General features: G+C 40.2%; 21 protein-coding genes. 8 read left to right on the top strand and 13 right to left on the bottom strand.

The annotated features are described in order from the left end of the window. Positions 1 to 43 precede the first annotated feature (43 nt). A complete protein-coding gene (locus ACYH0L_RS14695) occupies positions 44 to 1,270 on the top strand; it encodes an EAL and HDOD domain-containing protein (RefSeq protein ID WP_230030881.1) in 1,227 nt (408 codons plus the stop codon). Positions 1,271 to 1,392: 122 nt separating this feature from the next. Here ACYH0L_RS14695 and ACYH0L_RS14690 read toward each other — a convergent pair whose 3' ends face one another. Continuing rightward, the gene (locus ACYH0L_RS14690; protein ID WP_230030804.1) at positions 1,393 to 1,704 is read right to left on the bottom strand and encodes a YuzC family spore coat inner layer protein; all 312 of its coding nucleotides are present in this window, start codon (positions 1,702 to 1,704) and stop codon (positions 1,393 to 1,395) included. Between the two features lie 547 nt (positions 1,705 to 2,251). Here ACYH0L_RS14690 and degQ point away from each other — a divergent pair. The 6 genes from degQ to ACYH0L_RS14660 all read left to right on the top strand — a co-directional run bounded on the left by degQ (position 2,252) and on the right by ACYH0L_RS14660 (position 7,129). Next, positions 2,252 to 2,392 carry a degradation enzyme regulation protein DegQ gene (gene degQ, locus ACYH0L_RS14685; RefSeq protein ID WP_003213123.1) on the top strand — a complete coding sequence of 47 codons (141 nt, stop codon included), beginning with the start codon at positions 2,252 to 2,254 and terminating at the stop codon, positions 2,390 to 2,392. Positions 2,393 to 2,543: 151 nt separating this feature from the next. Then, positions 2,544 to 3,461, top strand: coding sequence for a polyprenyl synthetase family protein (locus ACYH0L_RS14680; RefSeq protein ID WP_099727084.1), 918 nt, complete (start codon positions 2,544 to 2,546; stop codon positions 3,459 to 3,461). Beyond that, on the top strand, positions 3,458 to 3,628 hold the full coding sequence (gene comX, locus ACYH0L_RS14675) for a competence pheromone ComX (protein WP_099727085.1): 171 nt from the start codon (positions 3,458 to 3,460) through the stop codon (positions 3,626 to 3,628). Before ACYH0L_RS14680 ends, comX begins: the two co-directional genes overlap by 4 nt. A gap of 53 nt (positions 3,629 to 3,681) precedes the next feature. Beyond that, positions 3,682 to 5,994 (top strand): ATP-binding protein, encoded by a 2,313-nt coding sequence (locus ACYH0L_RS14670; RefSeq protein WP_410611818.1) that lies wholly within the window; start codon positions 3,682 to 3,684, stop codon positions 5,992 to 5,994. A gap of 80 nt (positions 5,995 to 6,074) precedes the next feature. Next, entirely contained in the window at positions 6,075 to 6,716 is a 642-nt protein-coding gene (comA, locus tag ACYH0L_RS14665) for a two-component system response regulator ComA (RefSeq protein WP_058013793.1), read from the top strand. A gap of 23 nt (positions 6,717 to 6,739) precedes the next feature. Next, positions 6,740 to 7,129, top strand: coding sequence for a hotdog fold thioesterase (locus ACYH0L_RS14660; RefSeq protein WP_034317162.1), 390 nt, complete (start codon positions 6,740 to 6,742; stop codon positions 7,127 to 7,129). 254 nt (positions 7,130 to 7,383) lie between these two features. Here the strand turns inward: ACYH0L_RS14660 and mnhG are convergent, their stop codons facing one another. From mnhG to ACYH0L_RS14625, 7 genes are read right to left on the bottom strand one after another with little or no spacing between them, the layout of a single operon-like run. Then, positions 7,384 to 7,758 carry a monovalent cation/H(+) antiporter subunit G gene (gene mnhG, locus ACYH0L_RS14655; RefSeq protein WP_099727087.1) on the bottom strand — a complete coding sequence of 125 codons (375 nt, stop codon included), beginning with the start codon at positions 7,756 to 7,758 and terminating at the stop codon, positions 7,384 to 7,386. Then, a complete protein-coding gene (locus ACYH0L_RS14650) occupies positions 7,742 to 8,026 on the bottom strand; it encodes a Na(+)/H(+) antiporter subunit F1 (protein WP_099727088.1) in 285 nt (94 codons plus the stop codon). Before ACYH0L_RS14650 ends, mnhG begins: the two co-directional genes overlap by 17 nt. Beyond that, positions 8,023 to 8,502, bottom strand: coding sequence for a Na+/H+ antiporter subunit E (locus ACYH0L_RS14645; RefSeq protein ID WP_099727089.1), 480 nt, complete (start codon positions 8,500 to 8,502; stop codon positions 8,023 to 8,025). Before ACYH0L_RS14645 ends, ACYH0L_RS14650 begins: the two co-directional genes overlap by 4 nt. Positions 8,503 to 8,508: 6 nt before the next feature. Next, entirely contained in the window at positions 8,509 to 9,987 is a 1,479-nt protein-coding gene (locus ACYH0L_RS14640; RefSeq protein ID WP_099727090.1) for a Na+/H+ antiporter subunit D, read from the bottom strand. After that, positions 9,980 to 10,321, bottom strand: a complete 342-nt coding sequence (locus tag ACYH0L_RS14635) for a Na(+)/H(+) antiporter subunit C (RefSeq protein WP_099727091.1) — start codon at positions 10,319 to 10,321, stop codon at positions 9,980 to 9,982. The genes ACYH0L_RS14640 and ACYH0L_RS14635 overlap by 8 nt, the downstream gene beginning before the upstream one ends. Next, positions 10,321 to 10,752, bottom strand: a complete 432-nt coding sequence (locus ACYH0L_RS14630) for a Na(+)/H(+) antiporter subunit B (protein WP_099727092.1) — start codon at positions 10,750 to 10,752, stop codon at positions 10,321 to 10,323. The genes ACYH0L_RS14635 and ACYH0L_RS14630 overlap by 1 nt, the downstream gene beginning before the upstream one ends. Next, the gene (locus tag ACYH0L_RS14625; RefSeq protein ID WP_256498982.1) at positions 10,749 to 13,154 is read right to left on the bottom strand and encodes a Na+/H+ antiporter subunit A; all 2,406 of its coding nucleotides are present in this window, start codon (positions 13,152 to 13,154) and stop codon (positions 10,749 to 10,751) included. The genes ACYH0L_RS14630 and ACYH0L_RS14625 overlap by 4 nt, the downstream gene beginning before the upstream one ends. A 219-nt stretch (positions 13,155 to 13,373) precedes the next feature. Here ACYH0L_RS14625 and ACYH0L_RS14620 point away from each other — a divergent pair, with 219 nt between their 5' ends. Beyond that, positions 13,374 to 13,583, top strand: a complete 210-nt coding sequence (locus ACYH0L_RS14620) for a hypothetical protein (protein ID WP_099727094.1) — start codon at positions 13,374 to 13,376, stop codon at positions 13,581 to 13,583. A gap of 74 nt (positions 13,584 to 13,657) precedes the next feature. On the opposite strand, the gene ACYH0L_RS14615 is transcribed toward ACYH0L_RS14620, so the two are convergent. The 5 genes from ACYH0L_RS14615 to ACYH0L_RS14595 all read right to left on the bottom strand — a co-directional run bounded on the left by ACYH0L_RS14615 (position 13,658) and on the right by ACYH0L_RS14595 (position 19,946). Continuing rightward, positions 13,658 to 14,995: a 2-hydroxycarboxylate transporter family protein gene (locus ACYH0L_RS14615; RefSeq protein ID WP_099727095.1), complete on the bottom strand. Its 1,338-nt coding sequence runs from the start codon at positions 14,993 to 14,995 to the stop codon at positions 13,658 to 13,660. A 176-nt stretch (positions 14,996 to 15,171) separates the two neighbouring features. Then, positions 15,172 to 16,131 (bottom strand): ABC transporter permease, encoded by a 960-nt coding sequence (locus ACYH0L_RS14610; protein WP_256498981.1) that lies wholly within the window; start codon positions 16,129 to 16,131, stop codon positions 15,172 to 15,174. Continuing rightward, positions 16,132 to 17,178, bottom strand: coding sequence for an ABC transporter permease (locus tag ACYH0L_RS14605; RefSeq protein ID WP_099727097.1), 1,047 nt, complete (start codon positions 17,176 to 17,178; stop codon positions 16,132 to 16,134). Continuing rightward, positions 17,171 to 18,706: an ABC transporter ATP-binding protein gene (locus ACYH0L_RS14600; RefSeq protein WP_249704927.1), complete on the bottom strand. Its 1,536-nt coding sequence runs from the start codon at positions 18,704 to 18,706 to the stop codon at positions 17,171 to 17,173. The genes ACYH0L_RS14605 and ACYH0L_RS14600 overlap by 8 nt, the downstream gene beginning before the upstream one ends. Before the next feature lie 157 nt (positions 18,707 to 18,863). Beyond that, a complete protein-coding gene (locus ACYH0L_RS14595; RefSeq protein ID WP_099727099.1) occupies positions 18,864 to 19,946 on the bottom strand; it encodes a BMP family lipoprotein in 1,083 nt (360 codons plus the stop codon). Positions 19,947 to 20,281: the final 335 nt, after the last annotated feature.

The raw sequence follows: 20,281 nt of genomic DNA, 5'->3' as shown, positions 1-20,281 counted from the left end.
AAGCACATCTTGTTTGTCATTTCATAAAGGAGGATTGGAGCAGTTGAGGGTGTTTGTTGCGAGACAGCCTATTTTTAACAGAAAAGAACAAGTCGTATCATATGAGCTGCTTTATAGAGATAGTGAAACCAATACATATAGCGCTGAAGATGGTGATCAAGCGACAACGGACCTCATTATTAACAGTTTTTTAAACATTGGCATCGAAACACTTACAGAAGGAAAACGATGCTACATTAATTTCACCGAAAGCTTGCTTTCGTCTGATCTGCTCACCTATTTTGATCCGCATCAGCTTGTGATCGAGATATTAGAAAATGTACCGATTACCCAAGCACTTATTATGAGATGTAAGCAATTAAAAAAATGGGGATATACGATTGCACTCGATGATTTCTTTCTTAATGGAACACATTTTAGTGATAAGTTGCTTAATGAACTCCTCTATTGCATTGATATTTTAAAAATAGATTTTGTGAAGACAACATCGGAAGAGCGAAGAGATATTCTGAATACATATAAAAAGTATCGACTTCGATTCCTTGCAGAAAAGGTGGAAACGCGAAAAGAATATGAAGAAGCGCTAAAAGCTGGCTTTCATCTGTTTCAAGGGTATTTTTTTAGTGAGCCGCACGTGATATCAGGACGAGCATTATCGACTAGCTTCCATGCGTACCACCAGCTTTTAAATGAGCTAAGCAAGGAACAACCGAATATCCAGACAGTGACACATTTTATTGAGAGTGACCTTTCGCTATCATACCAATTATTAAAAATGCTGAATTCTGGCGGCATGAGACGTCTTTATCAAATTAAGAGTATCCGGCAGGCGATTATCCTGCTTGGTTTTAATGAAATTCGGCGCTGGATCTTTATTCTTTCTTTTAAAGAACTGAATGTCCAAGCGAACTCAAGCCAAAAAGAAATTATCAAAATGTCATTCATTCGTGCGAAAACGTGTGAACTCATTGCCAATCATACTGAACGAGAGCATCCAGCCTCTTATATGCTGACAGGCATGTTTTCACTCATTGATACGCTTGTCAGGGCAGACATTACAGAACTTGTGAAAGAGCTGCCGCTTTCTGATGAAGTTGGCGAGGCACTACTTGGCTATGAAAATGATTATTCTTTTGTGTTAGACGTTGCCAAACGTATTGAACGAAATGAATGGGATGATGAGATGCTGGATGGGAATCTCCCTAAACAAGAAGCCTACGGCTGTTATATAGAAGCCATTGAATGGTGTCATAAAATGTTTGAATCTTAAGCGTATAGATAAACCCTCGCATTCGCCTGCGATCTGCGCTCCGGTGCTCATCCTTCCTAGACTTCAAGGGTTTTCAAATCACGCTAAAAAGAAGCCGCTCACGTCAGAGCGGCTTTTCTTAGTTATCCCCACTGTAAAAGCAGAAAAAGCCTGCTCGAAGTCATAGACAAGTAGATGCGAATGCCTTCTGGACTAAAGCGGATATCAATATTGCTTTTCACACCGATTTGCTTCAGCATTCGGATGACACTTGTCGTATCAGAGCGTTCAGCAGCCTCCATCATTCGCTGCGCAAATGAAAGCGAGCTGGAAATCTGCTGTGTAATGAGTGAAGCATCAGCAACAAGACGGGCTGATTCCTTTGCTGCTCGTTGAAACGAGTGTGCATCAACTGGAGGAAAAGTCATAGGCGTGCGCGGGTATGCGCTACTCATTGCGGGAACCTGCAAAGTAGGATAAGGAACATAGTAAAACACATGGTCACCTCTTCTCACATTGAAGTGAAATTGGACGGATATCTGTTCTAAATGTATGTAGAAAATCAGAATAAAGAATCAAAATGATCTTTCTATCTTTGGAAATTCATCATAAAAATAGGTACTTTTGCGGTCAATTTCGGTGAATGTCACAAAAAAATTGCGGTGTCCACAGTAGAGTCTGTCGTCTGACCTATGACACGTAAAACCGAGGAAATGAAAGGGATCGTACGTTCGGTTGTGAGAGAAGTGTGACGAATGATGCCTATTCTTGTCGCAAAAATGACGCAACTCCTTTGAAATTGAGATAAAAGTATGATTTGAAAAGTCAGAAAATGATGAAAAAAGACCTATTGAATTTTGCGGTATCACGCACACGTTTTGTGCATACTTTTCGGTGAAAAAATACTCAATAGCATTTACACTGTTAGTAACAGATCAAATACTTATGACCCAATCACCATACACAAATACATTGATCTTCCAAAAAAGGAGAGTGGAATCGATGGAAAAGTATGAAATCGAAGAACTTAAACAATTATTGTGGAAACTTGAAAACGAAATTAGAGAAACAACGGCTTCTCTTCATAACATTAACAAAAGCATTGATCAATACGACAAATATGAATATGTGAAAATTTCTTAAAGACTTGATAATCATCAAGTCTTTTTTTTATCCAAATACATACAAAAAAAGGATATATTATTATATAATTGTTAAATAGTGATGTCAGTGGACATTTGCTTATGTCTTTTTAGTAAAATAAGAGGCGAGAGGGTGAGGTACAAGACCGAGTATGCTAAACTATCTAGAGAATACAAAAATCAAGCAGAATATGTCTGATTTTATTCAACATGCAGTCAGGCAGAATGATTTACAAAAGCTGCTTCATGAATTTACAGATATAAAGAATGAATTTCCTTTTGGGCAATTGGCTTATCAGCATTATGAGGCATTTGGCGGAAAAGACAAGCAAGCGATTACAAAACTGGCAGCAGGGATTGAACTTCTCATATTATCAGCCGATATATTAGATGATATTGAAGATCAGGACAATGATTCGTATCCTTGGATGAACGTTAACCAAGGGGTGGCCATCAATGCTTCTACGTATTTGTACACATTAAGCATTCAATTCATCACATCAATATGTGAAAATAATTCTCAACTAATAGAGAAACTGTTTCACCTCATAAAGATGTCAATGGAAGGGCAACATGAGGATTTGCGTCATATGCATGGAACTGAAGAAGAGTGTTTAGAGGTTTTAAGGAAAAAATCAGGCTCATTAACAGCTCTTTCGAGTGTGCTAGGTGTTTATTTAGCGACAAGAGAAATCAATTCAATTGTCGAGTCTTATTCGATATATTATGGTGTTGCTGAACAGATCAGTAACGATTTTTTTGCGGTATTTTCGAAAAAAAATGGAGATTTGCAAAAAAAACAAACATTGGCATTCAGTTATTTAAAAAGGCGTTTTAACGATGCCAGTCATGAGCTTTTTGAATACTTTTCTGGTCGACTAGATGAGTCAGAGCAAGAACCTTTTCAACTGAAGCAGAAATTACTTGAGGCTGGTTTGACTCAGTACATGGTATCCATGAGAGAGATTATGCTGTTAAAAATGAGGCAAGGAATCGAACAACTTGATTTACCTAAAAAAAAGAAGGAACAATTATATGAATTTATGACAAAGGAGGAGGGCAATGATTGAACATTCAAAATATCATTGCATATTTAATAAAAAATCCTAGTGTTGTGAATGAATTGGACTTAGGGAATGCAAGTTTAATTCATACAGATGAGCAAACAATGAAAGCAATCATTCAAGGATTAAAAAAAGGGCAAATGTCTGCAGAATATATATGGTACTATAAATGATACTATTCATTCTAAAGTGATTTAAAAGTTCTCCAGTTAAGGATGTTTTATACATGAAGTTAACTTATACGAAACTATCTGTTTTTTTGGTTTTTCTGTCTTTTTTATTTGTGATCTATGTTTCATATATTTATGTATTTGATATTTTTAATGGAGCACGTGTAGCGGAGAACAAGAACGGTCAAGCAGAGGTTGTCGAAGTTGAATATCTTTCTTTAGCCTACACATCAGGATTAGAAGAAGGAGATATTATACTTAAGATCAATGGTGAATCTGCCCTCAACAAAGATCATATGATCAATGGTGAGCTTAGAAATGTGCAAAGAATTGATATTCAAAGAGGCAATCAAATCATCACACTGAAAAATAAGACATTGATTGGTCAAGAAAGTTTATTTGTTTACTTAACTCCTCTTATACTTTATTCAATTTGTTTGTTTTGTATCTTCTTTATCATTAGAATTAACAAAGAAGCCCAACGAAAATCAGCATTTCTTTTAGTTTTATTCTTATTAACTATTTGTATCGGGTATCTTAGTGCAGGTACTTCAGGAATTGGCGATAGATTTAGCCATTATGTGATCGTATTTTGTTTATCCAGTGTATTTATCTTTTATATTCATTTCATTTATCAATATTTCAAAGAATTTGATCTGCATATAACGACTCAAAAAACGATACGCTTTTTATATAGTCTTCCAGTAATGAATCTGGTGATAGAGGCTTTTGTTCCTATTGATTCGGTGATAGCCAGATATATGCCAAGTTTAAATCTTGTATTCTTTTTCGCTTCTATAATCATTTCATTCAAAGTTATTATCAATGGAATGCGGAAATATAAAGAGACAGAGCAGGGATCTGTTTTAAAGTTTTTTGTCATGATTAATATAATAGCATTCTTTCCATTTATATTGTTATTTGCAATCCCTTATGTTTTGTTTCGTATTTATGTGATAGATCCATTTTTCTTGACTTCTTTTGTCCTACTCATTCCTTTTTCACTCGTGTATCAATTCATGACGAACAAACTTTATAATATGGACTTTTTGATTAGCAGACTTAGGTACTATGGCTTTCTAGCAATCACACCGACCATTTTTGTTGTAGTCACATTTTACATTCTGCAGAAACCAGAAGATCTGAAGTACACACTGAAGCTCGCACTAATCACCTATACACTCATGCTTGCTGTCTTCTATTTCAAAGAAATCCTAGATTTCCGCTTTCGTCTGAAGCGTTTTTCAGAGAAGCATAATTATCAGGACAGCATATTTAAATTTACGCAGCTCATTCGTGAGGCCTCGTCACTAAATCAAGTGCTGTATCATTTGAAATACACCATTTTAGAAGTGCTTGTTGTGAATAAAGCCTTTGTGCTTGAGGTCAAGGCTGATGGACAAATTGATGAAATTGATGAGTCGACAGATGACAGCAACCTATGGAAAGAGTATGTGGATCAATTTCAAGATGTTTTAGGTGAAGTAGGGAAAATTATTGAGCTTGATAAAGGGTTTATGATGAAAATTGGCGAGCGGGGCGGTCACTCGTTTGTGATTTGCTGTTTATCAAATTTACAGACACCGAAGCTGACTCGTGATGAGATTTCTTGGCTGAAAACATTGGCATTTTACACAAGTGTCAGCTTAGAAAATGTCGTCAAGATCGAAGAATTGATGGAGCATCTTGAAGATTTGAAACAGCGTGAAGCCAATCCCGCGTGGCTGAAAAAGATCATGTTTGCGATGGAAGAAAAGCAGCGCTCCGATTTAGCGAGGGATCTACATGATTCCGTGCTGCAGGATTTGATTTCGCTGAAAAGGCAGTCAGAAATGTTTTTAACGAATTTCCAAAACGACCAATGCCCAACGTCTATTGAACATTCGCTCATTTCATGGAATGAACAAATGTCTAAGGTCATTCAAACCACGAGAGAGACATGTCATGAGCTTCGGCCGCAGTTGCTTTATGATTTAGGTTTAGTGAAGGCGATATCGAAGCTGATTTCTCAAATCCAGGAGGAAGCACCGTTTCATATTAGGCTGAATACGACACGCTTTGATAAAGAGCTGGACATTGATATTGACTCCCAGCTCAATATTTACCGGATTGTTCAGGAGCTGTTATCCAATGCGTTGAAGCACTCCAAAGCCAATCAAGTGTTAGTGATGCTCATTTGTATTAAAGATCAGGTTGTTCTTCACTACGAGGACGATGGAGTAGGATTTGATGCAAGCCAGCTTGATCAGCACACAAAAAGCATGGGCCTATCGGGAATAAGAGAACGTGTCAAGGCGTTAAATGGAAAGCTTCAAATTCACACAGCCCCCGAAAAAGGGCTCAAAGTGAAAATTGAAATGGAATTGTAACGATTTATTAAGGATTAAGACTTGGCATCTGCCAAGTCTTTTATATAAAATGGAAGTGAGTGATTTAAAGGGAGGAAGACATGAAGAAGATATTGGTCATTGATGATCATCCGGCTGTCATGGAAGGGACAAAAAGCATATTAGAATCAGATCAGCAGCTATCAGTCGATTGTTTAAGTCCTGATGCAGAAGCCGCCTTTTTAAAGACGCATGACTTTTCCATCTATGATGTGATTTTGATGGATTTAAATCTCGGGGATATCAATGGAATGGACATTGCGAAACAAATTCTAGAAACAAACCAACAAGTGAAAATTATCATTTATACCGGGTATGAAGTAGATGATTATTTTGAAGAGGCCATTCGGGCTGGATTGCATGGTGCAATTAGTAAAACAGAGACAAAAGACAAAATTATTGAATACATACACCGCACATTGCAAGGAGAAGTTGTCATTCAGCTATCCTATTTAAAGAAATTAATTTCACAGCAGCAAGAAAAGCCAGAACAAGCGCAGCAGACCGATCACGAGCTGTTAACAGAGCGAGAGTGTCTAATCCTCAGAGAAGTGGAAAAAGGGTACACGAACCAAGAGATTGCCGATGTGCTTCATTTGAGCAAACGCTCGATTGAATACAGCTTGACCTCCATCTTTAATAAGCTGAATGTTGGATCTCGAACAGAAGCGGTGTTAATTGCAAAATCTGAAAGTGTGCTGTAAACGAATGAAGGGAGAGGGCCTTGATGGATGTGAGTGGATCAAATACACTACTTGAGGCACTGGGGATTGAGATTGTCGAGTGCAATGAGTCACGATGCATTGCGACAATGCCGGTTGATCACCGAACAAAACAGCCATTTGGCTTACTGCACGGAGGGGCATCTGCTGCTCTAGCAGAAACGGTGGCGAGCTTGGGGGCTGCTGCTCATTTAGACTTAACTCAGCAGGTTTGCTCAGGTATTGAAATCAATGCCAATCATTTAAAATCTGTACGTGATGGAGTGGTGACAGCGACTGCTGTTCCTGTACATGTAGGGCGTCGTACAATGGTATTTCAAATCGATATAAAAGATGATCGAGACCGGCACATCTGTACGTCAAGATGCACACTTGCTGTCATTGATCGCATATAAAAAGCTCCCGGTGCAGCGGAAGCTTTTTTTAATCTCGATAAGATTGAAATTTAAACGTGGAACTGGATGCAACCTACTTTTTTTATCACTTGAATGTCAATCAATGCAAAACGACGACTATCTTGGACTGCTGTTACACTAGACATTTTAAGGAGATATGAATGATATTGCTGTCTCATTAGAAAAAAATGAAGGGCCTAACATGTTAGGTCCTTCATTTATTCGGTCATCCATAAAAGGAATCACAGCGTCAATTATAAATAAGAATCTTCTTTCCGCTTAATCACAAAGTTACGAAAACCGCCATAATCATCTTGTACACTGCGTTTGTCCATCTTGACTCCAGTATTGTAGGCGGCTCTTCCGATCAAATGAGCGCCGACTGGTGCTGTCAGGAAGATAAAAACAATCCCAAGCAGGATTTTCGCAGAGATAATGCCTGCAAGAAACCACTCGTGAAAGAACACACCAACTAAAATGAGGACAACGCCAAGTGTCGATGCTTTTGATGCAGCATGCATACGTGTGTAAACATCTGGTAAGCGAAGTAAACCAATAGCTGAGATGAGACACAGGATCGCGCCAAGCAGGATAAAAAAGATCACAATGGCTTTAGCGATGACGATCATTTTCAATCACTTCCCCTTTCTCAAGGAATTTAGAAAAAGCGACAGTGCCAATAAAAGCAAGGATACCGAGCAGTAAAATAATTTCAAAGAACGTGGTCGTCTTCAGTAATATTGAAACAATGGCTGTCATTCCAATTAAATTGATTCCCACCGCATCAAGTGCACTCACACGGTCAGGAATTGAAGGACCTTTGATGACCCTGATGACAAAAAGCAGGGTAGATAGCGCGAGAATGCCAAGTGAAATTTGCAATATAAGCTCCATTATTTACTGCTCACCTCCTGAATGGCTTTTTCAAATGATACACGGATGTCATGAATGGCTTTTTCAGCATCTTCAATATCCATCGCATGAATGTATAGAATCGAACGATCATCCGAAATATCAATGACCAGTGTACCTGGCGTCAATGTAATCATATTAGCAAGTATGGTGATTTCCCAATCCGTTTTTAAGTCTGTACGAAAGGCGAAGATACCAGGCTTGATCTTAAGCTTTGGAGATAACACTGTCTTTAGTACACTCAAATTGGCAAGAAGCAGCTCCCTGATAAATATGATGAAGAGCTTGAAAATCGCATAAAGGGCATAGCCATAAAAACGCTGCGGGAAGAATCGCCGCAGTATAAAAATGGTGACCATCCCTAGTACAAAGCCTGATACAAAGCCTGAGGCTGTGTATGTATCATTCATAAACATCCAGGTAAAGGCGAGGAGAGCGTTTAATAATATTTGAAAGGCCATGTTTATCTACTCCTTCAGCACAGCTTGAATATATTTTTCTGGTGTTGAAAGCATTTCCGCAGCTTGATTGATATAAGGGGCAATGAATTCTGTCCCTAATCCAATCGCAAGCGATAAGAGGACAAGCAGTACTCCAGGGTACACCATTCCTTTAATCGATGGTTTTTTTCTTGGCAGATCCTGTTCTTCTCCCCAAAATGCGAGCATGAAAATCCTCATAATCGAATAAAGGACAAGAAGACTGGACAGTAAGACAAGGATAGAAAATGTCATGTGTCCAGCAGAAAATCCACCTTCAACAATTTTTAGCTTGCCAACAAATCCACTAAGCGGCGGAATACCTGCAAGGGATAAAGCCGATATGAAGAACATCCAGCCGAGGAGAGGCTGGGATTGAATCAGCCCGCCCATTTTTTTCAGATTATTGGTACCAGCATACACAAACAGTGCACCTGCCAGCATAAATAATGCGCCTTTGATCACCATATCGTGAATGAGATAATAAATGGCGCCTTGGAGTGATGCAGGTGTATTGGCTGCAATTCCAAACAAAATGACCCCAACAGCTGTGACAATGTTATAAATCACGATCTTTTGCACATCAGAATAGGCGATAGACCCAATGACACCGAATATGACCGTTAGTGCGGCAAGCCAAGCCATGAGTGTATGTGTAAACCCTGTATCATGTATAAACATTAACGTAAAGACTCTGGCAATCGCATATAAGCCGACCTTTGTCAGCAGTGCGCCAAACAAAGCCGAAATCGCTGCCGGCGGTGCATGATACGATCCTGGCAGCCAGAAATAAAGCGGGAAGACCCCAGCTTTTAAGCCAAATACAATTAGGAACAGAATGGAAATGACGGTAATTAACCCTGTTTGCCCCGATTCAGCTATTTTTACACTTAAATCAGCCATATTTAGTGTACCAGTGACTGCATATAAACAAGCCACACCGACAATAAATAATGCCGACGAGATGATATTAAATACAATATATTTCAATGATTCACGAAGCTGAGGCTTTGATCCGCCTAACACAATGAGCATGTAAGATGCCATTAGCAGTAATTCAAAGAATACAAACAGGTTGAAAATATCTCCCGTTAAAAAGGCACCGCTGACGCCAGCTAACAAGAACTGCACGCCAGAGTAATAGAACAGCCGCTCTCTTTCTTTACCAATTGTTCGAAAGGAGAAGAGAACTGTGACAAGTCCAACAATGGAAGCGGTCAGCACAAGGAGTGCAGCAAACTGGTCGGCAACAAGGGCAATCCCAAATGGGGCTTTCCAGCCGCCCAAATAAAGTGTTTGGATGCCGCTTGTGAAAATCGTTTGGACCAAATAGAGATTACAGATAATGGCTGAAAGAGAGGCGAAGACACTAAAGCCTCTCGACAGCATGATGTTCTTATTCATAAAAATCAATAGTGTCGCGGCTAGTAATGGAATTAAAATAGGCAGGATCACGAGATTATTCATGCTGATCATTTCCTCTCATTTGATCCATGTCATCTGTTCGAAGCTCTTGAAAGGCACGGAAGGCCATGACGAGCAAAAAGGATGTCACACCAAAAGCAATGACAATGGCTGTTAAAATTAATGCTTGTGGCAATGGATCTACATAGGATGTGAGCCCCTCTTTTAAAATAGGAGGTGCTCCTTTTTTCAAGCCGCCCATTGTTAATAGAAGCAAATGGACGCCGTGACTCAAAACGGCAGTACCGACGATGACCCGCAGAAGGCTTTTTGAAAGCAATAAATAGGTCGCCGCCATAAAAATAATTCCGACGATAATAGACATTAAAAATTCCATTATTCCTTCTCTCCAATCGTTTGAATAATGGTCATGGTGACACCAACAACAACTAAATACACACCGATATCAAACAGTACGGCCGTTGCCAGTTCTGTTTTCCCAAGAAACGGTAATTGGAAATAACCAAAAGTATGGGATAGAAAAGGTGCACCGAATAGAAATGATCCCATTCCTGTCAGGATCGCAACGAGCAGCCCAGTCGCTGCAACATAAATAAAGTTAAACGGCAGAATGCGTCTCACTGTTTTCAGGTCATAGGCTAAGAGCAGAAGGACGACAGCCCCAGCACTCATCAGGCCGCCAATGAACCCCCCGCCAGGATTGTTATGCCCCGCAAGAAATAGGTGAAGTGAGAAAAGCAAGATGATGAATGCTGTGATTTTTGTTGTGACTTGTAAGAGCATATCATTCGTATCAATCTTTCTCATCGCCGCACGCCTCTCTTCCGTTTTCCTTGAGCTTTTAATAACCCATAGATACCGAGTGCCGCAATGGCGAGCACGGTAATTTCAAAGAGTGTATCAAAGCCCCTGAAATCTACAAGAATGACATTGACAATGTTGTCGCCGCCAGCAAGCTTGTAGCTATTTTCAATAAAGTAGGATGAAATGGTGTCAAGTGACTGCTGACTTGTTGAAGCGAAAGCAAGACAGGTGACAACAACTCCAACGCCTAAAGAAATGATCAAATTGGTCAATTTGAACCTTCTCGTTTTTTGCTTCAAGCTCAGCTGTGGCAGATGATAGAAGCAAAGTAAAAACAGCGCGACAGAAATCGTTTCAATAATCAGCTGTGTGAGCGCAAGGTCAGGTGCTCTGAAAATCACGAAGAATAATGACAGCGTGTATCCCATGACACCTAGCCCAATAATGGCCGTTAAGCGAGACCGGGCAAACACAGTCGTGAGGGTTGCCGCCACCATCACAAGTGAAAGGATGGCCTCGTACGTACCGATCGGGGCTGCTTGCTCCGTTTGAAATGAGAAGGCTTGCTGATAGAACATCACGCTACCAAGCACGATTATCATGAAACCAAACACATAGACAAGGTAGTCACGAAGGAAACCTGTCATGTAGCTGTTTGTCAGGCGATATGAGCCTTTTTCTAAGCCTGTCAGCGAACGATCATATAAAGAGTTAAATGACCATTTTTCTTTAAATATGTTGTACATTGGACGCCATTTTGACAACGTCAAATATCCGATAATCCCTAGAGCAATAACACCTATTGTCATATAAAGCTCTGGCTGGAATCCATGCCACGCTCCAATTTTCACGACAAAACGTTTTCCTGGTTCAATCGCTTCAGGAATAATCGAAGCAATAGCAGGTTCAATGACAGAATAAGCTAGAATATTTGGGAAAAAGAAAAAGGTGACCACAAGTGCAGCAAGAATAATTGGCGGGATGAGCATACCAATCGGTGCCTCATGCGGCTTTTTCTCCAATTGATCTAAATGAAGACGACCTCTAAATGTTTTAAAGAGGAGCATCATACTGTAAATGAACGTAAACACACTTGCGAGCCAAGCGATGGCTGGGAAGATCGCACCCCATGTGGAAACATCGGTAAAGCTGATGTCAGAGATCCGTATCATGCTTGTGAAAAATAGCTCTTTACTTAAGAAACCATTAAATGGCGGAAGTCCAGCCATTGAGAATGTACCGATTAACGTAATCGTAAAAGTAATAGGCATGATGGTCATTAATCCGCCTAACTTCCGAATGTCACGAGTACCCGTTTCGTGATCGATAATACCAGCTGCCATAAAGAGACTGCCTTTAAAAGTAGCATGGTTAATGAGATGAAAAATAGCAGCAAGAACGGCTGCGCCAAAAAGGGCAGGATTGTTTTCATGAATCGCAGCTGCACCTACTCCAAGCATGAGCATAATCATGCCAAGCTGACTAACGGTAGAAAAGGCCAGAATGGCTTTCAAATCGTTTTGCCGGACGGCATGGAATGATCCCCAGAATAATGTGACAAGTCCGACGATAGAAATGGTCCAGAACCACACTTCTGAAATAGCAAAGATTGGACTGAAGCGGGCAACAAGATAAATGCCGGCTTTCACCATAGTAGCAGAGTGCAGATAACTGCTCACAGGGGTTGGTGCTTCCATTGCATCAGGCAGCCAAATATAAAATGGGAACTGCGCTGATTTCGTAAAGGCACCTAGTAAGATCAGGATCATGGCAGGGATAAAATAAGGCGATGCCATAATGAGCTGAAGCTGATTGACTGCTTCACGAATACTGAATGAATCAGTGATCAGGTAGATAAGGATAAAGCCGCCAAGCATAGCTAATCCGCCAAAAACAGTAATAATCAGTGATTTGGTTGCTCCGTAACGAGAGCGTTCCCGCTTATACCAATACCCAATCAAAAGGAAGGAAGAGATACTCGTTAGCTCCCAAAATAAATAAAGAACCACCATGTTGTCAGATAGAACGACCCCAAGCATAGCGGTCATAAACATTAACAAATACGTATAGAAAGAGCCAAGCTGCTCTTTTTCCTTTGATAAGTAGAAAATACTGTACAAGACGACAAGTGCGCCAATACCTGTAATCAATAGCGCAAATAACAAACTAAGACCGTCTACATATACAGTGAAATTCATTCCAAGAGAAGGAATCCATTCGGCCTGTGAGAACAACGTTCGCCCATTTGATGTGATTGTGATCATTTGGACAAAATAGATAAATAAAAGAATAGGCAGGATAAGAACAAACCACCCCGTATGTATTCGCCTTACGTATTTAAAAAGAAAGGGCACAACAAACGCAAGCAAAAAAGGTGATAGGATGGCGAAGTGAATAAGCTGCAAGAAAATAAACCTCCTTCGATCAATATAAATTCACGTTCTAAAGAACTGGTAAATAAAATTATAGCGTAAATACAGAGATAGTGCATTGGTTTGAACTGATTTACAGCCAACTGCATTTGTTTTGAGTTCTTTTGACCACAAAAAATATTTTATCAAAAATGAAACTCGTTGTATATTGTTTTGTATTTCGTACATGCTTTTCTTAAAGGGGCTGATTACATGAAACTAAAAGCGGGCATCAGCTTAAGCATATTCTGCACGATTTTAGGAGGAGCATTCTTAATAGAACGAAATGATCAAAAAAGGTGGCAGTCAGAAAGTGAATGGCCGATGTTTTCAGAGCATCTTCTCTATATGACCTATCAAGAAGCAAGACAATATCCATTTCAGCCGAGAGAATATATACGAGTGGTCTCTGCTGAGGAATAAAGTCGTATAGGAGAAAAGAAATATAAAAAAGCATGTGCCCTTCATGAGGGCTCATGCTTTTAGTGTTGGATGGATTAAGTAAACATTCTAAGTAAGATCGTTGCGCAAATAACAGTTGCTGCTCCGCCAAGACGTGTAGATACTTGTGCGAAAGGCATAAGCCCCATTCTTCCAGAAGCTGAAAGGATCGCAACGTCACCAGTACCGCCTAGTCCACTGTGGCAGCCAGTCACAATCGCAGATTCTACTGGATACATGTTCATTAATTTCCCAACGAAGTAACCAGAACCAACCATTGCAAGTACAACAGCGATACATACGCATACAAATGGAATAGAGATCACAGTTGCTACATCATCAAGCGGAATGTACAGAATACCAAGACCAACCATAAGAGGCCATGTGAAGCTTCTTGAAACAAACTTGTAGAACTGCTGTGAGCCATTTTGAAGATGCTGAGGCATCACATTTAAGTATTTGATTAATGCTGCAAGAACAATCATTAAGATTGGACCTGGAATATGAACAAAGCTTTCTAACAAACCACCAAAGATGAAGGTTGTACAAGCAACGAGTACACCTGCACCCATTAAACCGAAATCAACTTTTGCGTCCATATCTGGCTGCTCGAAAATTTCGTTTGCTTCTTTCGATTTTACAAGACGACCATTCCCGTTAAGTTCAGGGCGTTTTTCACCAAGCTTCTTCATTGCGCCAGCACAGATAATGGCAATGACATTCCCAATAACAGCAGCGGGAATTAATTGAGAAATTAATGACTCTGCTGATACACCAAGAATTTGTGAATAAGCAATAGATAATGGCAAAATCCCTTCTCCAACACCACCGGCAATAATCGGTACAATGATAAAGAAGAACGAATGATGCGGTGTGTAACCAACTAAAAGACCAACAAGAATTCCGGCACTCACAGCTGCAATTGTACCTGCAACAAGAGGAACAAACATACGAATAAGGCCTTGTACTAAAACCGTTCGCTGCATCCCAAGAATACTACCTACTACAAGAGCAGAAATATAGAAGTAAAGGAAGTTAGACGTTTTCATAAGAGACGTAACCGCTTCCAACGAGTTCGGATTCAGAACATTAAAAAAGACCAGGAACGATGGTACGAATAAAGAAAGAATCGCTGGTCCACCAATATCTTTTAAGATTGGAATACGTTGTCCTACATCTCCAAGGAAAATCCCTAAAATCATAATAACAGCGAAACCACCAAGCATATTTGCTGGAATTTTATTAAAATAAGCGGCAGTTAAAATAATCGCTGCAAGTACTAAATACACAGGAAGATCAATAACACCAATTTTCCAAGACATGATCTTTCGGAAAACGCTTTTATTATTGTCAGAATCATTTGTAATCGATTTCAATTGTTGTGCATTAGCCACATAAACACCCCCAAATGCTATTTGACTCAATTGTAGAAGATTCAATGACACTCTTCTATTTATTAAACTAAATTAAGTGTAATAAAAGTAAAATAAACAGGGGGTTTTATCGTTTTTATCATACAAAAATCCCCTGAAGATAGTTTGTCCTTCAGGGGATTGATCATACATCGTATTTATCGTTTTCCTTTTAAATAAGGTGTGCCAAGTGCTTTCGGTGCATCTGCACGTCCGATGAAGCCAGTAAGTGCTAGGATCGTAAGCACATATGGGGCAATGAGCATGTACACGTTCGGTATATCTTGAAACAGCGGTAAGAGAGAGCCAATGATGCTTAAACTTTGTGCAAATCCAAAGAATAAAGCAGCGCCCATTGCGCCAAATGGATGCCATTTACCGAATACAAGCGCAGCTAAAGCGATGAATCCTTGACCAGTAATGGTCGCGTGTGAGAAATCAAGCGCGATGGTTGAAGCATAAACAGCTCCGCCAAGACCGCCAAACAGACCACTAATGAAGACGCCAATATAGCGCATCCGGTACACTTTGATCCCCATTGTATCAGCAGCCATTGGATGCTCACCGACTGCACGGAGACGAAGACCAAACGGCATTTTAAATAAAACGAACCAAGCAACAACCGCAAGAACTAATGCAAGTATGGATGTATAATAGACATCTTTAAAGAAGATATCACCAATAATCGGAATATCACTTAAAAGGGGAATATCTCCTTTATAAAAAGGCTCTGTAATTTTATCAGTTTGTGCTTTCCCGTAAATAAGTTTCACGACAAACAGTGTAGCGCCAAGCGCAAGCATGTTAATGGCAACACCACTAACCGTTTGATCTGCTCTAAACGTAATGGTCGCAACAGCGTGAATAAGTGAGAACAATCCGCCAATGACCATTCCGATGAGAAGCCCAAGCCACGGGGTCAAGGCCCCAAACGTATCAGCAAAAAATAGGTTAAAGATAATACTGGAAAATGCTCCGACGACCATCAAACCTTCAAGACCGATATTGACAACACCTGATCTTTCTGAAAAGACGCCTCCAAGAGCGGTTAAAATAAGTGGTGCAGCATAAACAAGTGTAGCTGGGACGATGATTTCAAGAATTTGCAGAAATCCCACTTATTTTCCCCCCTTTTTCTTCATTTGTTGAATGACAAGACGGATAATATAGCTTGAGGCGACGAAAAGAATAATGATCGCAATGACAATATCAACGACCTCAGTCGGTACGCCAGATTCAAGCGGCATATTTAAAGCACCGACCTTCAATCCACCAAGTAATAGTGCAGCAAGAACGACACCAATGGCTGTATTTCCACCTAATAAGGCAACAGCGATTCCGTCGAAACCGACGCCTGTAAACGAGCCTTTAATGGAGGCATATTCAAACGTGCCAAGCCCTTCCATTGCGCCTGCAAGCCCTGCAAAGGCACCTGAAATGAGCATTGCATAAATGATATTGCGGCGAACGTTCATGCCGGCATAATGTGATGCCTGCTGGTTCATTCCAACAGCCCGCAATTCAAATCCTTTAGAGGTTTTTTGAATAATGACCCACATCACGACCGCCGCAATAATGGCAACAAAAATGCCGTTATGCATTCGTGAGAAATCGGTTATTTGCTCAAAAAATCCAGAGCGAAGCGAGGCAGTGGCATCGATTTTTTCTGTTTTATCTTTATTGCTTGTTAAGACATTTGAGATCAAATAGTTCGTCACATGAAGGGCAATGTAGTTCATCATGATGGTGACAATGACTTCATGGACATAAAAACGTGCCTTTAAAAATCCAGGAATAAAGCCCCATAATGCACCAGCAGCAGCAGCCGTGATGAGTGCAAGAGGCAGGTGGATATAGGCAGGTGCATGGACGGTTGTTCCGATCCATACAGCAGCTACCCAGCCAATGAGCATTTGCCCTTCTACCCCGATATTAAAGAGGCCTGTCCGAAATGCAAAGGCAACAGCAAGTCCTGATAAAATATAAGGTGTCACTTGTCTGATGGTTTCTCCCATATAATATGTTTCACCGAAGACGCCATTCCAAAGGGCGCCATAGCCTTCGATGACACTATAGCCGCTTGCAAGCATAATAATGGCCCCAACGAAAAGACCAAGTACAATGGCTATAAGCGGAATCAGCAGATTTGTTAAGCGATTAGACATTTGCTTCTTTCCCCACTTCCTGTTGCGTACTTCCAGCCATTAATAGACCAAGCTCCTGCTCTGTTGTTTCTTTTGGATCAACAATGGCAATCATGCTGCCTTCGAAAATCACAGCAATCTTATCACTGACATTGATAATTTCATCAAGCTCAAAAGAGATGAGCAAAACGGCTTTGCCTGTGTCTCTTTGTTCAATGAGACGTTTATGAACAAATTCAATCGCACCAACATCAAGTCCACGTGTCGGCTGAGCGGCAATTAATAAATCAGGATTTCGGTCAACTTCACGGCCGATAATGGCTTTTTGCTGGTTACCGCCTGACAGGGCGCGTGCTTCTGTATATTCACTCGGTGTCCGTACGTCATATTCAGTTATGATTCGTTTTGCTTTTTGATAAATGTTTTTCATATTCATCAAGCCAAATTTCGAGTAAGGGCGCTGATAATATGTTTGTAAGGAAATATTTTCTCCTATTGAAAAATCGAGCACAAGTCCGTGCTTATGACGGTCTTGAGGAATATGTCCAATACCAGATTCGGTGACCTTACGAGGCGGGAGGTTTTGAATGGCTTTCCCGTTTAGCATGATCGTGCCGGATTCTGATTTTTTCAGACCTGTAATGGCTTCAATTAATTCAGATTGACCATTGCCATCTACCCCAGCAATTCCTACAATTTCGCCAGCCTTCACTGAGAGGTTCAGGTGTTTGACTGCTTCGATTCCTCGTGCGTCTTTTACAGTCAGATCTTGAATTTGAAGCACTTCCTCAGCAGGAGAGGCTGCTTTTTTGTCTGTTTTAAATGAAACTTCCCTGCCGACCATTAAGCTTGCAAGCTCGTCTTTATTGGTGCTTTCCACATCAAGTGTACGAATGCCCTGGCCTTTTCGAATAATGGTGACGCGATGACAGGCATCCATAATTTCTTTCAGCTTGTGGGTAATTAAAATAATGGATTTGCCTTCATTGATTAAATTTTTCATAATTTGTATGAGTTCTTTTATTTCTTGAGGTGTTAAGACGGCTGTTGGTTCGTCGAAGATCAAAATGTCAGCGCCGCGGTAAAGTGTCTTTAAGATTTCTGCACGCTGCTGCATTCCAACAGAGATGTCAGATACTTTTGCGGCAGGGTCTATTTTCAAACCATAGCGGTCAGAAAGCTCTTGCACTTGCTGTATGGCTTGTTCTTTATCAATCTTTCCAAACTTCTTTGGCTCTTTCCCTAAAATGATGTTTTCAGCAACAGTGAATGTATCGACAAGCATAAAGTGCTGATGCACCATTCCGATGCCTAAATCACTAGCATCATTTGGACTAGAGATGGTCACAGGTTTTCCGTGTACCTTGATTTCACCTTTTTCAGGCTGATATAGTCCGAAAAGTACGTTCATGAGCGTTGATTTTCCAGCGCCGTTTTCACCAAGCAGCGCATGAATTTCGCCCTTTTTTAGCTGCAGCGTAATGTTGTCGTTTGCTACAATGCCAGGGAATTCTTTGCGTATATTCAACATTTCAATGACATAATCCACAGGTTTAACCGCTCCTTTTTTAGGGTGCTGATGAAGATAAAAACTAGCAAAAGAAAAGCTGCAAAACAAGGCTGCAGCTTTTCTTTTACCACCTTTTACGAATAAAGAGGAGGTAAAGGAGAGGCAAGGGGATAAGGCGCTTATCCCGATGCTCAAATTAAGCTTTAAAATCTTTTAATTCATCACGTGTTGCAGGGATTTTGACTTCGCCCTTGATGATCTTTTGTTTCCATTCTTCTACTTTCTTCAATACATCTTTGTCAAGGTTGTCCTGAGATGGAGAGATGTCAACGCCGCCTTCTTTCAGACCGTATGTGATCACTTCGCCGCCAGGGAATTTACCTTCTTTTGCTTTCGTCGTTAAGTCTTGTACTGCTGTGTCTACTTTCTTAATCATAGAAGTAAGAGTGACACTTTGCTTTGTTCCAGGTACTTTTCCTTCGTCATACTGGTCTTTATCTACACCGATGACCCAGACTTTACGGTTAGGATCAGCTTTTTTCAGGTTTTTCGCTTCTGTGAAGACACCAGTTCCAGTGCCGCCAGCTGCATGATAAATGATGTCGACGCCAGATTTGTACATACTTTCAGCTGTTGCTTTACCGATGTCTGCTTTATCGAATGCCCCAGCATATTTCACTTCAACTTTTGCTTTCGGGTTAGCTGCTTCAACGCCTGCGCGGAATCCAACTTCGAATTTTCTGATTAATTCAGAGTCAACGCCGCCAACAAAACCGATTTTGTTCGACTTTGTAGAAAGAGCAGCTGCAACACCAACAAGGAATGATCCTTCGTTTTCGTTAAACATAATGCTTGCTACGTTGTCTTTTTTCACTACTGCATCAACGATACCAAAGTGATTTTTTTTACGTTGATCTGCGATTTCACTAATAGAATCTTGCATTAAGAAACCAATTCCATAAATGAGGTCGAATTTCTCACGAGCAAGTGTGTTTAAGTTTGTTGTATAGTCAGCATCTGATTTAGATTGTAAGTAATCAAAACCGTTTTTACCTTTTGTTAAATTGTTGTCTTTCCCAAATGCTTGTAGACCTTCCCAAGCTGATTGGTTAAATGATTTGTCATCGACACCACCGACGTCAGTTACCATTGCAACAGTGAATTGATCTTTATCTTTTTTGCTTTCACCGCTGTTTGAGCCAGAGTTGCCGCATGCTCCAAGGATGGTTCCTGCTGCTACGACTAAGGACAATGCTAGTCCAATTTTGCGCTTCTTCAAAACATAACCCCCTATAAAATTTAAAAGTTTCAGAAAAGTCTCTCGAAAAATGACCGACCTCTATCTTCTCTTCCTTGTGAAAAGGGTATTTTATCCTGCTTTCTCAAGAAACTTATGGAGTGCAGGAGAGAAGATGTAAGACATCAGACTTATATCTCGTTGAACTAATCAATCATAATTTATCATTTCCGATCGAATAAATAAATAGAAATTTGTTTTATTTTAAAAAAAATGTTAAAAGGCTTCATTCGATGTCTTTTTATAGACTGAAATATGATATAATGCCGCTTTTGCAATGTGCTCTATTACAGTGGAACTACTGATATCAAGGGGTT

It is taken from the genome of Bacillus sp. MC1252, assembly GCF_056838025.1.
This window is presented reverse-complemented; position numbering and strand designations above follow the sequence as displayed.